A 15,408-nucleotide genomic window follows, 5' to 3' on the forward strand; every position below is an offset into this window, starting at 1 on the left:
TGTGAAAATAATATCCTCTAAATGCATTTAGATGCATGCAAAGTATAAACTATTTTGCAACTTTGCTGTTATAGTAGTGTTTTAACCTAAGTGAAAATTCGCCTGCATTTTAATTAACCATTATTTGCCACTACTATACATTTATCTATGTTGGATATTGCTTATGATCATGAGCAAGGATTGCTTACCAAAGCAACTCAAACTCATCATGAAAAAGAATTACTGCTGAGTGTAGCCAGCGGCGATGAGCATGCCTTTCGCCGGTTGTTTGTTGCGCATCACCAACAATTGGGTGTCCATATTTATCGTATCACCAATTCTGCCGAGCTTGCAGAAGAGGTAGTGCAGGATGTTTTTGTAAAAATATGGATGACGCGCGAATCGCTGCAAAACGTAGAAGACTTTAAAGCATATCTTTTTGTGATTTCCAAAAACCACGCGCTCAATTGCCTCAAAAAAATAGCGAAAGAACGTGTGAAGATCAAAAAACTGGAAGAGGCGGGTATGGGCGTTTTAAATATGGAACAAGATAACGGTATGTACTACAATTTGCTTGATGAAGCCATAGATCATTTGCCACCCCAACAACAAAAAGTGTACTTGTTAAGCAGGCATAACCGCCTTAAATATGCCGAAATAGCCGAACAATTAAAACTTTCGCGCGAAACGGTAAAAAAATACCTGCAGATTGCTACTATTAATATCACCGATTATGTACGTACCCACCTGGATGGGTTTACGGTGGTTTTGGCGGCCATTTTTTATTTCAAGAGATAAGGGGAAAGAAGCCATTTATCCTGTTTTTCAATTTTATTTGCCGAATATTCCATCCATGTCATTATAAGGTACGAAGCAATCTCATGTACTACAGAGCGAATTATAATAGTTCGCGATTGCTTCGTACCTACCCATGACGTATTGTACTTTACACAAACATCGGCTTTAAACGCTGGCTAAGACTCACCCGGCGAGGCTACGCCCGCCACCCTCTCTTCACCCTGGTGGAAAGAGGGGTTTTAATAGTTAATAAATTGATTACAAGCAATATAAATTCAAAAAAAAATCAAACCCCTCTTTCCGGCGAAGCCGAAGAGAGGGTGCCGCGCGTAGCGCTGGCGGGTGAGTCTTCGCCGCCATGCGATCTGCGTCATCCCCACCTTCAGAGGCCACCGGCTTTTACTCCTCGCAATGACATGGTGTAAATAAACCCTCAAAAATACTTTTTTTATTTTTTTTAAAACTGATACCCCCTTTTTTAATGGTTTTTTTGTCTTGTAGTTGAGTTTCCTTAAACTCTGCATTTACCAATTATTATGAACCAACATTTACCTGTATGAGTGCATTTAATGCAAGGCTTAACTACCTGTTTAATAGTTATTACCATCAAACTGCTACACAGCAGGAGCAGGATGAATTATTTGAAATTATTAATTCATCGGCGAGTGATGCAGAGCTTGCAGCCCTTATTCAGGAGGCCTGGAATAGTTTACAGGTAAACGAACCACTTTTTGATGCCACCAAAAGCATGGATATGCTTAACAGCATTTTGCAAAGTAAATCGCACCCGGATAATGATCATCAGATTCGTCCTCCCAATCATAACCAAACCTGGTTAAAATTAGGAGTTGCCGCTACATTGATGGTTTTTGTTGGGTTTGGCGCTTATGTATTGCTAAGTAATCAGAATAATAAAAAAGCCGTCAATAAAAAAACTATTGCAAAAGCTCAGCCGGCGCATGATGTGCTGCCTGGCGGGAATAAAGCAGTATTGACACTTGCCAATGGAAAAACAATAACACTCGATAGCGCCAAAAATGGTCTTTTGGCCAAACAAGGATCTGCACATATCAATAAAACCAAAGATGGCCAATTGATATACAATGCCGATGGCGAAACCGGCGATAATACTGCTGCAATGAATACTGTAGCAACCCCCAGGGGCGGCCAATATCAATTGGTGCTTAATGATGGCAGTAGGGTTTGGTTAAATTCAGCTTCGTCATTGAGTTTTCCCGCTGTATTTAGGGGTAAAACCCGTGAAGTTGAAATTACCGGCGAGGCCTATTTTGAGGTTGCCAAAAACGCCAAAATGCCTTTCAGGGTAAAAGTTAATAACACCGTAGTTGAAGTTTTAGGTACACACTTTAATGTAATGGCCTATAATGATGAGAGTGAAATGAAAACTACGCTGTTAGAAGGATCTGTTAAGATCAGTAATAAAGATAATTCCAATATTTTGAAGCCGGGGCAGCGCGCATTGCTCAAACAAAGCGGCCGCATTGCAGTTAATGATGATCCGGATGCCGAAGACGCTGTAGCCTGGAAAGATGGTATTTTTCAGTTTAGAGATGCAGGCATAGAAACCATTATGAGGCAAGCCGCCCGTTGGTACGATGTGCAGGTGAGTTTTGAGGGTAAAATTCCGGTAAAGGAGTTTACCGGCCGCATATCTCGCAATGTAAAAGCATCTGAATTGATGGGGATGCTTAAATACATGGGCGTTAACTTTAAAATAGAAGATAAGCACATAACGGTAATACCATAAAATACACAACCAAGTATTTCAATACCTATACATAAAAACAACCAAGTAATTAATTATTAACCTAAAAAACGCTATGATGGAAAAAGTACAAAAGATAAGTTAGCTCAGGGAGGGACTCATCTGGTAAAACGGTTTATCAAGTGTTTTAACACGCATTTTTTAACCGGACATCAGTACATAAAAAAACCGGGAAGTATTCGCAGTACTTTCCCGGCCAAGTATCTGGGCCCCAAAAAAATACAATCGACGAATTGAAAGTAAATGTTTAACCCAAACTCTACAAACTTATGAATTTTAATTCTAAGGCCGTGCCTTTGGCATGGCCCCAATTATCCAAAATAATTTTAGCTATGAAGCTAACAGTTATTGTTATGGTTTTGGCACTCACCAACGTATACGCCAAAACCTACAGCCAGGTTGTAACCTTGCACCAAAAGAATGCCAGTGTCGAAAAAGTGCTTCGTTCTATCGAAAAACAAACCGGCTATCATTTTATGTATGACAAGCAGGATGTATCTAAAGCCTCGGCTATTAATATCGAAGTAGCAGGTGTATCGCTTGAACAAGCACTTGACCAGGCGTTTAAAGATCAGCCTTTAACCTATAAAATTTTCCAGGAAACTATTGTAGTTAAAAAGAAGGACGAAGCAGCAACTGTGACCATGGCGAATATTAAAGTATCTGGTACGGTATCTGATGCTAAAGGCCCGTTGCCTGGCGTAAGTGTTAGGATCAAAGGATCAGATGTAGGTACACAAACCGATGCTACCGGTAAATATACTTTAAACGTACCAGAAAAAGGGACATTGGTATTTAGCTTTATTGGTTACACTACTCAAGAGGTTGCCGTTGGTGGCAGAACCACTTTGGATGTTACTCTTGTTGAAAATCCAAAAGCCTTGAGCGAAGTAGTTGTAATTGGCTACGGTACATCTAAACGTGTTGATTTAACGGGTTCTGTTGGTAGCGTTAGCGGTAAACAACTTCAAGACAGGCCTCAAACCAATCTTGAGCAGGAGTTATCTGGTAAAATTGCTGGTGTTAACGTATCAACAAACTCTGGTGCACCAGGCGGTGCTACTAAAATACGTATACGTGGCTATAGCTCTATCAACACCAATACAGATCCGCTTTATGTGGTTGATGGTGTTGTTTGGACAGAAGGCGGTAACTCTATTAATCCAAATGATATTGAAACAATAGACGTTTTGAAAGATGCATCATCAACTGCTATTTACGGTACACGTGGTGCAAACGGTGTAATTTTGGTAACTACCAAAAGGGGTAAAAAAGGCGGTACTGTTAGCTACGATTCATATGTTGCTATCAATCACATGGCTAAAGAACTGCCAGTATTAAACTCAAAAGAGTTTATGGAGGTTGAAGATATTTCCTACGCCAATATTAAAAAATATGACCCTACAGGATGGGCAGCAGGTAACTACGCTACAAGAGATCCAAAATTACAACGTACTGCCCTTATTGGTAAATTGTTCGACCAAAACCTGAACCCGCTTTACGATGTAGATTGGCAAAAAGCAACCACCCGTACATCTGTTAGTCAAAACCATAACCTTGCATTTACCGGCGGTTCTGATAACATTAATTACGGTTTGTTTTTGAATTATTCTGATGATGAAGGTATTATTTTAAACAGCTACCTGAAACGTTATAATGTACGTTTAACTTTTGATAATCAAATTAAACCATGGTTAAAAGTTGGTGCCACTTTAAACTATAACAACCAGGATAAACGTACAGCAGATGATGGTACCGGAGGTAATAACATTCCGCGTATGTTAATTGAAATGGTTCCGTTCATTCCAATCAAATACCCTGATGGTACTTACGGAAAACGTACAGATTACCCTAACTTAGAGGGTGGTGATAACCCTGTTGCGCAAGCAAACGAAATAGAATCTTTATATAAAACCCGCGTTTTTAGTGGTAACGGTTACGCCAACATTAATATTTTACCTGGTCTTGATTTTCGTAGTGTACTTGGTGTAACAACATCAGCCAATTACAACCCACATTTCCAGAGTGGTTTGGTTGGCGGTGCGTCCGCAAGCCAAACCTACAGCTCGGCATCAATAGATGAAGCTAACAATACTTACTGGCAGTGGGATAACTATGCAACGTACAACAAAACATTTAATAAAGTACATTCATTAAATGTTGTTGCCGGTTACGAAAAAACAGGTTTCCAACAAACCGGTGTGTACGCGTCAACCAGTAACCTGTCAGATAACTACTATCAGTATTACAACTTAGGCGCCGGTTCAATTCCGGGCATCCCAAAATCTAATTATCTTGCTTACCAGTTCGAGTCGATATTTGGTCGTATAAACTATGCTTATGATGACAAATATTTATTAACTGTAACTGGCAGGAGAGACGGTTCTTCCCGTTTTGGTACAAACGTTAAAAATGGATTTTTTCCATCTGCGGCCATAGCCTGGAGAGCTTCACAGGAAGATTTCTTAAAAAATAACAAAACCCTGTCTGATTTAAAATTCAGATTAAGCTACGGCTTAACCGGTAACTCCGAAATTGGCTCATACCAGTCATTGGCGCAAATAAATACTGTTAATTATGTATTTAACGGCGCGCAGGCCATTGGCACGCAGCAAGCAACTATTGGTAACGAAGATTTATCATGGGAAAAAACAGCTGAGTATGATCTTGGCGTATCATTTGGTTTATTCAATAACCGCATTACTGTTGATGCTGATGCTTACCTTAAAAAAACCAAGGAGTTGTTACTTAATGCTCCGTTGCCAGAAACCAGTGGTTTTAACAGCGTTTATAAAAACATTGGCAGGTTGCAAAACAAAGGTATTGAGTTAACCATTAATACCATCAACGTAAAAACAAATAACTTTACCTGGAACTCTTCGTTCAATATCTCGTTCCTTAAAAATAAAGTTTTACAGTTAGGTGCATCTAATGATGATATCTTCTTGTCTCCAACTTTTCTTTCGCAATTTAACCTGATGCGCGTAGGTTTACCTGCAGGCAGCTTTTATGGTTACAAGGTGTTAGGCACATGGGGTACAGCCGAAGCTACACAGGCAGCCGCATTTGGTAAATTGCCGGGCGATTTAAAAATACAGGATACTAATGGCGATGGTAAAATTACATCGGCTGATAAAGTTGTGTTAGGTAAATCATTACCAGATGGTTATGGTACGTTTAGTAACACTTTTAAATATAAAGCGATTGATTTAGGTGTTGATTTGCAGTTTAACTACGGTAACCAAATCATGAACTTAACCCGCCACTCAGGTCAGGATCGTACTGGTCAGGCAAATAGCTATGCTACTGTGTTAAACGCGTGGACACCAACTAATCAAAACACCAGTATAGCAGAAGATAGACCTGCTTACGTATATTATCAAACAGAAATATATTCAACAAAGGTTGAAAGCGGCAGCTTTATACGTGGCCGTGCTGTAACACTTGGGTATACTTTCCCTGAATCAATTACGAAAAAAATAAAATTGAGCAGGTTAAGAATTTACCTTCAAGCGCAAAACCTGTTTGTAATTACAAAATATACCGGATACGATCCTGAGGTTTCTACCTACAACAACAATACCGCTATTACACAAGGTACTCAAGGTCAAAATAACACCAGTAACTTCACACAGGGCATTCAGTTTTATGATTATCCAAAACCAAGAACTTTCTTATTTGGGTTAAATGCCAGTTTCTAATTTAAACGTTAAAACATATCAACATGAAGTTTAATTTAAAAAAATACAGGATCGGTTATTCGTTACTGGTTCTCACTATATTAGTAAGTGGTTGCAAAAAAGATCTTGTCGAAAAAGATAAAAGTCAATTTGTAAAAAGCAACTATTTTACCACTGCCAGCCAGGCCAGAACTTTTGTTACTGGTATTTACCAAAAGCTTTATATGTTTCAAAACGGCGATGCCTATGGCGAGAGTCCGTTTATAACTATGGAACTTTTTGCCGGTCACGCTACGTCACTTGGTCAAAGCGTTAATAATAATAACGTTATCAATAATCGCACAGATGCGGTTAACCCCGGTTTTGAAGATGTATGGCAAAATAGCTATAACGCTATCTCAAATGCCAATATAGCACTTGCTAATATTCCGGGAATTACTCCCTTTGCCGATGCTGATAAAAAAGCACTTTTAGGCGAAGCATATTTTCTGAGGGCATTCTTTTACTACCACCTGGTAAGGTTATATGGCGATGTGCCTTTGATCACAACCCCTGTAACCATCAGCAGCCCTGATCTTTATCCATCACGTGCTGCCACGTCGGCAGTATATGATCAAATCATCAGCGATTTAAAAGCTGCGGAAGCATCTGGTTTGCCAGAAACCGACGCTACAGGTAAGGTATCATTAGGTGCTGTACGTACGTTGCTGGCCAGTGTTTATTTAACTACCGCAGGTTATCCGCTGCAAAAAACCGCTAATTATGCTTTGGCAGCGGCAGAAGTGCAACCTGTATTGAGTGACTACAGTTTGTTTGATAAATATGACTACCTGCATGATACCCCTCACAAAAATCAGCAGGAATTAATATTTCAGTCAAATTACCTGGTAGGCGTAGCTACAAACGCTATTACCCAATTAACTGTTCCTTTTAACCTGCTGGTGGGTGTTTATGGCGATCACTTAGGCGCTATGATCCCTACAAACGCGTTTGTAGCAAGCTACGAAGCCGGCGATTTACGCACCCAGGAAAGGCAGTTTTACTTTTCAAGCTACCCGCAAAACGGTAACCCAAGCGTAATTTTACAATTTGGCGAGCACGCGCTTTACAAATACTTCCACGTAGAAAGCGCGCTGGGCAATGGCCAGTGCGATGAAAACTGGACGTTTTTACGTTTGCCCGAAGCACAGTTAATTTATGCTGAGGCAACTAACGAAGTAAGCGGCCCAACTGCTGATGCTTATACCCAAATCAACAAGATCAGGGCACGTGCTAAACTGGCTCCTTTGGCTGGTTTAACCAAAGATCAGTTCCGCGCGGCTATCTGGAAAGAACGTTATCATGAGTTAGCTTATGAAAACAAAGCTTATTTTGATATTCAGCGTACACACCAGATCTATGATGTGATCAATAACACTTTTGGTGATGCTACCACTACTAAAAATGAGCAAAATGTAACTATGAAAGCCCAGTATTACTTATGGCCTATTCCGCAGCGCGAAATAAGTACCAACAGTAAACTAACCCAAAATACGGGCTGGTAATTATATTTATTTATTAAGATTGTAAAAGACTGGCATTTACGTGCCAGTCTTTTTATATTTACAGCTGGTTAAACGTTTTACCAAAAAAGATCATTTTAAAAGCATGAAGAAAGCCCTGGTACTTATTGCCTCCCTTTTTACCGCTGCAGGTTCATTTGCCCAGCAGGTAAATAAGGTTACCGATCCTGTTGATTACATTACCCCCCTGATGGGGACCGATTCGCATTACGATTTATCGAACGGAAATACTTACCCTGCAATTGCCCTGCCATGGGGAATGAACTTTTGGACGCCGCAAACCGGTGTAATGGGCGATGGATGGGCGTATACTTATGATGCCCACAAGATCCGTGGTTTTAAACAAACCCATCAGCCATCACCCTGGATGAATGACTATGGGCAATTTGCCATAATGCCGGTTACCAAACACGCTCAGGTATCGCAAAACGGAAGGGCAAGCTGGTTTTCGCACAAAGCCGAAACAGCTAAACCTTACTACTACAGCGTTTACCTGGCAGATCATGACGTAACTACCGAAATTACACCAACCGAAAGATCGGCACAGTTCAGATTCACTTACCCTAAAACCGATAGTTCATTTATTGTTATTGATGCCTTAAATAAAGGATCGTACGTAAAGATCATCCCCGGCGAAAAAAAGATAGTAGGCTATTCTACCAAGTATGCCCGCGGTCCGCTTAAAAACTTTAAAAATTATTTTGTTATTTATGTAGATAAGCCGATCACGCTGGCACAAACCTATAGCGACACTACATTGGCCGATGGTTTAGAACTGAAAGCTGAGCATGCAAGCGCGCTGATAGGTTTTAAAACCGAGCATAACGAAAAAGTACACTTACGTGTAGCATCGTCATTCATCAGCATTGAGCAAGCCGAACTAAACCTGAAACGCGAGCAGGGTAACGACAGCTTTGATGTAACCTGCAAAAAAGCGAAAGACGTTTGGAACAAAACTTTGAGCCGCTTAACTGTTGAAGGCGGTTCAATTGATCAAACCCGTACTTTTTACTCATGCCTTTACCGCATGGTTTTCTTCCCTAACAAATTGTATGAGATAGATGAGAAGGGTGATATAGTGCATTACAGCGCATCGACAGGTAAAGTATTCCCTGGTTATAAATTTGCCGGTACAGGCTTCTGGGATACGTTTAGGGCCTTGTATCCTTTCCTGAATCTGGTTTATCCATCTATCAACAAAGAGATGCAGGAAGGCTTAATTAACGATTATAAAGAAGGTGGTTGGCTGCCAGAATGGTCGAGCCCTGGTTACTCGGCTGTAATGATCGGTAATAACTCGGCATCTGTTGTATCTGAGGCCTACTTAAAAGGCGGCAGGGGATATGATATCCAAAAGCTATATGAAGCATTGATCCACGGTGCCAACAATAAAGGCCCGGCCGCTACAGGTCGCGAAGGTGTGGAGTATTACAACTCCTTAGGCTACGTGCCTTATGATGTGAAGATCAACGAGAATGCTGCTCGCACATTAGAGTACGCTTATGACGATTTTACCATTTATAAATTGGGTAAAGCCTTAGGCAAACCGGCTTCTGAAACAGATCTGTACAAAAAACGTAGTTTGAACTATAAAAACCTTTTTGATCCATCAACCGGGTTAATGCGTGGTAAAAATAAGGATGGTTCATGGGAAACACCGTTTAGTCCGTTTAAATGGGGCGATGCCTTTACCGAGGGTAACAGCTGGCACTACAGCTGGGGCGTGTTCCACGATATGCAGGGTTTAATAAATCTGATGGGTGGCAAAAAGAAATTTGTAGCCAAGCTGGATTCTGTTTGGACATTGCCGCCAATATTTGACGATAGCTATTATGGTGAGGTGATTCACGAGATTCGTGAGATGCAGATTGTTAACATGGGGCAGTACGCGCATGGTAATCAGCCTATTCAGCACATGATTTACCTGTATAACTATGGTGGTGAGCCATGGAAAACCCAATATCACGTTCGTGATGTGATGAACAAGTTGTATAAAGCGACACCAGATGGTTACTGCGGCGATGAGGATAATGGCCAAACATCTGCCTGGTATGTGTTCTCGGCAATGGGCTTTTACCCGGTAACCCCGGCCAGCGATCAATATGTGTTAGGAGCACCATTGTTCAAAAAGATCACCCTTAAACTGGAGAACGGCAAAACCGTAGCTATCAACGCACCTAACAACAGCGAAGCCAACAAATACATCAACACCATGACGGTTAATGGCAAACCTTATGATCTTACCTGGCTTAGCCACAGTGGATTGCAAAACGGCGCAACCATTAATTTCAACATGGCCCCGGTACCTAACAAAACAAGAGGTATTAAGGATAGCGATGTTCCGTATTCGTTATCGAACGAGAAATAAGAGACCCCCTAACCCCCTGAAGGGGGAACAGAAATAGAAGTCGTGCCGAACTTGTTTTGGTATCCCACAGGACTGGTAGCTCGCATGAAGTATACTTAGTTTATGGGGTGCCGAAACGGGTTCGGCATGATTGTTTATATTCGTCTAATGCCACTCTTCCCTATACACAAATTTTGGCATTTGCCAGTTATAACGGATGGATAATAAGCGTAGAGCAAGGCCGATGATGCAGGCGATGATCATGGAGATAACCTCCGAAATGCCAAAATGCTCCAAACCCAGAAAAACGGCACCGGTTACAATTGCGGCGCTGGCGTAAATCTCTTTGCGGAATAGCAGCGGTACCTCGTTACAAAGTACATCGCGCAATACACCGCCCGCGCAGCCGGTGATCATACCGCTGAGCATAATGATGGTAGTGGGCAGGTTTATGGCTTGTGCTACCTGGCAACCTATGATGGTAAATACCACTAAACCGAGCGCATCGAGGTATAAGAACAGGGTTTTCATTTTGCTCATGAAACGGGCTATTACTGCGGCAAGTATGGCGGCGGCGGCGGTGATCAGCAGGTATTCGGGATGCTCAACCCAACTCATGGGGTAGTGGTTAAACAATATGTTACGTACGGTACCGCCGCCAAGCGCCGTAACCCAGGCTATAATACAAACGCCAACCCAATCCATATCACGCCTGCCGGCAGATAGCGCGGCGGTCATAGCTTCGGCAATTATGGCGATGATGTAAAGGATATGGAGCATAGCGATAGGTATTTGTTAAACAAAGATAAAGATTAGCGTAAATCCAATCGGGGAAATCGCTTTTAAAAGTAAGGTGCCTGCGGAATCAAAAAGATAAATGATTTAAGCTATAAGCACTAAATGCTTAACGGAGTTTCACACTGCAAAAGAGAACTCCAGTGTACTCCCGTGTTTATAGTCCAAATTAGTTGTTAAAACAAGGCCGCGTAGGTGCCCCTTTTGGAAATAGATTTCCTTGTGAATCTAACGGATGATTAAAATAAAGTGTAAACCCAGATACGGACAAGCCCCTTTTTTAACGACGAAGTATGGTGACACTATCTTGTCAGTAATTAACAATATTGAGCATTGATTTTGGTTGGTATTGTTGTAAGTAGTTGATTTTCAGTCGCTAAAGTGTTCCGCTGATTTTATTTTCTTTAAATATTAACTCGCTGATTATCAGTAATAAAGGTGTTCTGTGTGTTCCATGTGTTCCACCCGTTTCGGTGGAACAGTGTATCTTTCATAAACAAATCAAATGGCTTTATTTTTCTTTCTGCTGTACCTGACTCATCCATTTCCTGCCCTCAAAAAAACGGGACACTAACATGGCGGCAACGGTGTCGCCGGTGGCGTTTAAAAGGGTGGCCATCGGATCAACAAGGGTGCCGATGATCATGGCAGGAGGGAGGGCCTCTGGCGGGAAACCGTAGGCCGAAATAAATAGCAATTCACCGATATAACCACCATTGGGGATGCCACCCTCAACCAAACTCACCAGTATGGTTATGGCCAGGGCAATCATAACCGTTTCAACGCTGTTAAAACTTTTGCCAAACAGGGCAAACACTACCGCCATTTTTACAATAGACGAAATGCTTGAGCCATCCTTATGCAATGTTCCACCCAGGGGGATGGTTACATTGGCAATCATATCAGAGATGCCCATCTTTTTGGCGGCATCCAAATTAGCGGGTATGGTGGCTATACTGCTACAGGTACCCACCGCCGTTGCCGATGGGATAATGTTATTTTTCCAATACCGTTTTACGGCAGTTACACCACCTGCTATAAAAGCATACAGGCTAAAAATCACCACAAAATAAAAAGCGCCAACACCGTAATACAAGGCCATCGAACGTGCATACCCACCAAACAACTGCGGACCGAACACGCCAACCTGGTATGCGAAGTACGCGCCCAGGCCAATTGGTCCTAATTCCATAATCAGGATAAAGATATTTTTGAACACTTCGTTACCACTATGCAGGAATTTGGCAAAGCCCGCACCTTTTTCGCCCGATTTTAAAGTTGCAAAACCAATCAATACCGAAAATATGATCATCGACATCATGCTTTTGCGGGAGAGGAGCTCATAAAACTCACTTACGGTGAAAAGTTTGGTCAACTGGTCGCCGAAGGGTTTCTTGTCTACAGTTTCCGTAATGGGGCTGGCCACCAGGTGCTGGTGGATAGGGAAAATCCAGATGGCAATAATGGTGATCATGGCGGCAACAAGTACCGTGCCCACAAATACCAGCGAGGTAACACCCAACAATTTGCCCAATTTATTAGAACCATCCAGCCCGGCAATGGCCGATGATATGGCGAAGAAAACAAGGGGGACTACGGCTGTAAACAGCAGGTTTAGGAAAATATCGCCTATGGGTTTAATAACGTTCACCTTATCCCCCAAAAACAAACCGGCAATACTGCCAATGATGATGCCGCCAATTAAAAAAATGATGCCCTTGTAGTTCTTAAACCAATTATCCATGTAGCTAATATAATCGTTTACCTGTATAACAGGCGCAAATGCCATACAATATGCATCGACAATAACTCATTTTATTATATTAGCAACCAATTTTATACCGAATGCACATTGAACAGGCCAGGCAATTTATCCTGGATAAATTAAATACCCAACTTGCGGCGCAATATCATTACCATAATGCCACCCATGCCGAAGACGTTTATACCGCGGCAAAACAAATTGCCCTGGGCGAGGGGATAAGCGCCCAGGATACCTGCTTGCTGCTCACTGCCGCGCTGTTCCATGATTCGGGATTGCTGTTAGGAGCAGATGAGCACGAAAAGAAATCATGCGAGGTAGCCAGCGAGTTTCTCCCTGCGTTTGGTTATACCGATGAGGAAATTGCCCGCATCTGCGATATTATTATGGCTACTAAAATGCCGCAAAGTCCACAGGATAAGCTGGGTGAAATAATTTGTGATGCCGATTTGGATTATTTAGGCCGGAATGATTTTTTTATACTCAGTAAAAGGTTATTTTCGGAACTTGAAATAACCCACAGCCTGCAAACGGAGGCCGAGTGGGATAAACAGCAGGTGAGCTTCCTGGAAAGCCATCATTACTTTACCCAAACTGCCATCGCTTTGCGGGGGGCCGAAAAGGAAAGGCACCTGAAAATCATAATTGATAGGTTAAAATAGAATACTACAAATGTCGAAACCGAAACATAGTCTGCCCGAAATACTTAAGGATGTAGTGACCGTAATTATCGGGATCTTATTTTGCGGCTTTGCGCTAAAAGGGTTTTTAGTACCAAATAAATTTTTTGATGGTGGTGTAACAGGTATTTCCCTGCTTATTCATGAGCTGTACCATAAAAACATCGCTTTTGTTATCGTAATTGCCAATATTCCCTTCATTATCATGGGGATGTTCCAGGTTAACAAGGCATTTGCACTTAAAACTTTTGCGTGCGTTGTTGCATTGGGACTCTGTTTGCACTTTGTCCCGTACCCGGTAATCACTTCAGACAAGTTGCTGGTATCCATCTTCGGTGGCGTATTCATGGGCTTGGGTGTAGGGTTATCCATTCGTGGTGGCTGCGCGCTTGATGGTATAGAAATCCTGGCGCTTTACACACTTAAACGTACCAGTTTAACTATCAGCGAGATCATTTTAACCATAAACGTTATCATTTTCCTAATTGCAGCCTGGAAAATTAGTTTACCAACAGCGTTATATTCCATATTAACCTATTACACCGCGTCACGCACCATTAGCTTTGTGATAGATGGTTTGGAAGAATACACCGCTGTAAACATCATATCTGGCCAAAGCGAGATCATCAAAGAAAAATTGGTGATGGAACTTGGTCGTGGCATCACCATTTACAAAGGCGAGCGTGGCTTTTTAAAGGAAAGCTTCGATGTACACCAGCCGGTTGATATCATCTTTACGGTAATAACCCGTTTCGAGGTCCGCAGGTTAAAAAACCTGGTGCACAAGATCGATCCCAAAGCATTCATATTTACCAACAGCATCAAAGAAGCCGCCGGCGGGGTGTTAAAGAAAAGGGTAAGGGAGCATTGATTTTAGTATCAAGTAGTTAGTGTCAGGTAGCAAGATATTTAATGAGTTTTTGACATCCCCACCACCCTGTCATGCTGAGGTACGAAGCATCTATTCGCAAGCTTTACAGGGCGAATGAGCATGGCGCAAAATAGATTCTTCAAGCGTTCAGAATGACAGTTTTTTAGTTATGATAATCCTCCTCACTACCTGTCATGCTGAGGTACGAAGCATCTATTCGCAAGCTTTACAAGGCGAATGAGCATGGCGTAAAATAGATTCTTCAAGCGTTCAGAATGACAGTTTTTTAGTTATGATAATCCTCTTCACCACCCTGTCATGCTGAGGTACGAAGCATCTATTCGCAAGCTTTACAGGGCGAATGAGCATGGCGTAAAATAGATTCTTCACTGCGTTCAGAATGACAGTTTTTTATTAAGGGTACAAGAAATACCTATTCCTGAATTTTAGTGGGAGGCCATTCCATAACTTCACTATTCAGGAATTTCCAGTCTATATTCGCAGCTTCAATTAATTTATTTTTCTTGTCTCTTGTCCAACCTTTGATTTCTTTTTCGCGGTCAATGGCATCGTTAACATATTGATGCCTTTCGAACCAGATCAAATAAAAACAGTTGTACTTTGATGTAAAGCTATTTGTTTGGTTAATGCCGAAAAAGTGTTCATATAAGCGCCTGTCAAGATCATTGGTAACACCTGTGTACAATACGGTTTTGTTGTAATTGGTAAGGATATAGGTGAAGAAGTTATACTGGTGCATCCATAAATGTACAGAATGTGAATTGATTTTAAAATAAGAAACTGTCATTCTGAACGCACTGAAGAATTTACTCTGCGCCATGCCTGCCGTTATGCAAAGTTCGCGAATAGATGCTTCGTACCTCAGCATGACAGGCGGGAGAGAGTTGTTTTTACAAAACTGTCATTCTGAACGCTTGAAGAATCTATTCTGCGCCATGCCTGCCGTTCTGCAAAGTTCGCGAATAGATGCTTCGTACCTCAGCATGACAGGTGGGAGAGAGTTATTTTTACAAAACGGTCATTCTGAACGTTTGAAGAATCTATTCTGCGCCATGCCTGCCGTTCTGCAAAGTTCGCGAATAGATGCTTCGTACCTCAGCATGACAGGTGGGAGAGAGTTATTTTTA

11 protein-coding genes are annotated in these 15,408 nt (G+C 41.7%); 8 read left to right on the plus strand and 3 right to left on the minus strand.

Annotated features, from left to right (window positions below):
- Nucleotides 1-147: 147 nt before the first annotated feature.
- The 5 genes from FHS10_RS24115 (at nucleotide 148) to FHS10_RS24135 (ending at nucleotide 10,173) form a co-directional block, all read left to right on the plus strand.
- Nucleotides 148-777, plus strand: coding sequence for an RNA polymerase sigma factor (locus FHS10_RS24115; RefSeq protein ID WP_259096030.1), 630 nt, complete (start codon nucleotides 148-150; stop codon nucleotides 775-777).
- A 556-nt stretch (nucleotides 778-1,333) separates the two neighbouring features.
- Nucleotides 1,334-2,545 carry a FecR family protein gene (locus FHS10_RS24120; protein ID WP_259096032.1) on the plus strand — a complete coding sequence of 404 codons (1,212 nt, stop codon included), beginning with the start codon at nucleotides 1,334-1,336 and terminating at the stop codon, nucleotides 2,543-2,545.
- Between the two features lie 350 nt (nucleotides 2,546-2,895).
- A complete protein-coding gene (locus FHS10_RS24125; protein WP_259096034.1) occupies nucleotides 2,896-6,264 on the plus strand; it encodes a TonB-dependent receptor in 3,369 nt (1,122 codons plus the stop codon).
- A 23-nt stretch (nucleotides 6,265-6,287) separates the two neighbouring features.
- Complete coding sequence (locus FHS10_RS24130) at nucleotides 6,288-7,787, plus strand: RagB/SusD family nutrient uptake outer membrane protein (RefSeq protein WP_259096036.1); 1,500 nt, start codon at nucleotides 6,288-6,290, stop codon at nucleotides 7,785-7,787.
- Between the two features lie 103 nt (nucleotides 7,788-7,890).
- Nucleotides 7,891-10,173 carry a GH92 family glycosyl hydrolase gene (locus FHS10_RS24135; protein ID WP_259096038.1) on the plus strand — a complete coding sequence of 761 codons (2,283 nt, stop codon included), beginning with the start codon at nucleotides 7,891-7,893 and terminating at the stop codon, nucleotides 10,171-10,173.
- A gap of 144 nt (nucleotides 10,174-10,317) precedes the next feature.
- Here the strand turns inward: FHS10_RS24135 and FHS10_RS24140 are convergent, their stop codons facing one another.
- Both FHS10_RS24140 and FHS10_RS24145 read right to left on the minus strand, forming a co-directional pair.
- A complete protein-coding gene (locus FHS10_RS24140; protein ID WP_259096040.1) occupies nucleotides 10,318-10,932 on the minus strand; it encodes a trimeric intracellular cation channel family protein in 615 nt (204 codons plus the stop codon).
- 526 nt (nucleotides 10,933-11,458) lie between these two features.
- On the minus strand, nucleotides 11,459-12,736 hold the full coding sequence (locus tag FHS10_RS24145) for a dicarboxylate/amino acid:cation symporter (RefSeq protein ID WP_259096042.1): 1,278 nt from the start codon (nucleotides 12,734-12,736) through the stop codon (nucleotides 11,459-11,461).
- Between the two features lie 56 nt (nucleotides 12,737-12,792).
- On the opposite strand from FHS10_RS24145, the gene FHS10_RS24150 reads away from it, so the two are divergent.
- Together FHS10_RS24150 and FHS10_RS24155 are read left to right on the plus strand one after the other, a co-directional pair.
- Nucleotides 12,793-13,371, plus strand: coding sequence for an HD domain-containing protein (locus tag FHS10_RS24150; RefSeq protein WP_259096044.1), 579 nt, complete (start codon nucleotides 12,793-12,795; stop codon nucleotides 13,369-13,371).
- Nucleotides 13,372-13,381: 10 nt separating this feature from the next.
- A complete protein-coding gene (locus FHS10_RS24155) occupies nucleotides 13,382-14,260 on the plus strand; it encodes a YitT family protein (RefSeq protein WP_259096046.1) in 879 nt (292 codons plus the stop codon).
- 433 nt (nucleotides 14,261-14,693) lie between these two features.
- Here the strand turns inward: FHS10_RS24155 and FHS10_RS24160 are convergent, their stop codons facing one another.
- Entirely contained in the window at nucleotides 14,694-15,149 is a 456-nt protein-coding gene (locus tag FHS10_RS24160; protein WP_259096049.1) for a GIY-YIG nuclease family protein, read from the minus strand.
- Between the two features lie 67 nt (nucleotides 15,150-15,216).
- Here FHS10_RS24160 and FHS10_RS24165 point away from each other — a divergent pair.
- Nucleotides 15,217-15,408: hypothetical protein (locus tag FHS10_RS24165; RefSeq protein WP_259096051.1), on the plus strand; the 192-nt coding region annotated here is incomplete at its 3' end.

It is taken from the genome of Mucilaginibacter dorajii, assembly GCF_024808255.1.
Lineage (GTDB): Bacteria > Bacteroidota > Bacteroidia > Sphingobacteriales > Sphingobacteriaceae > Mucilaginibacter > Mucilaginibacter dorajii.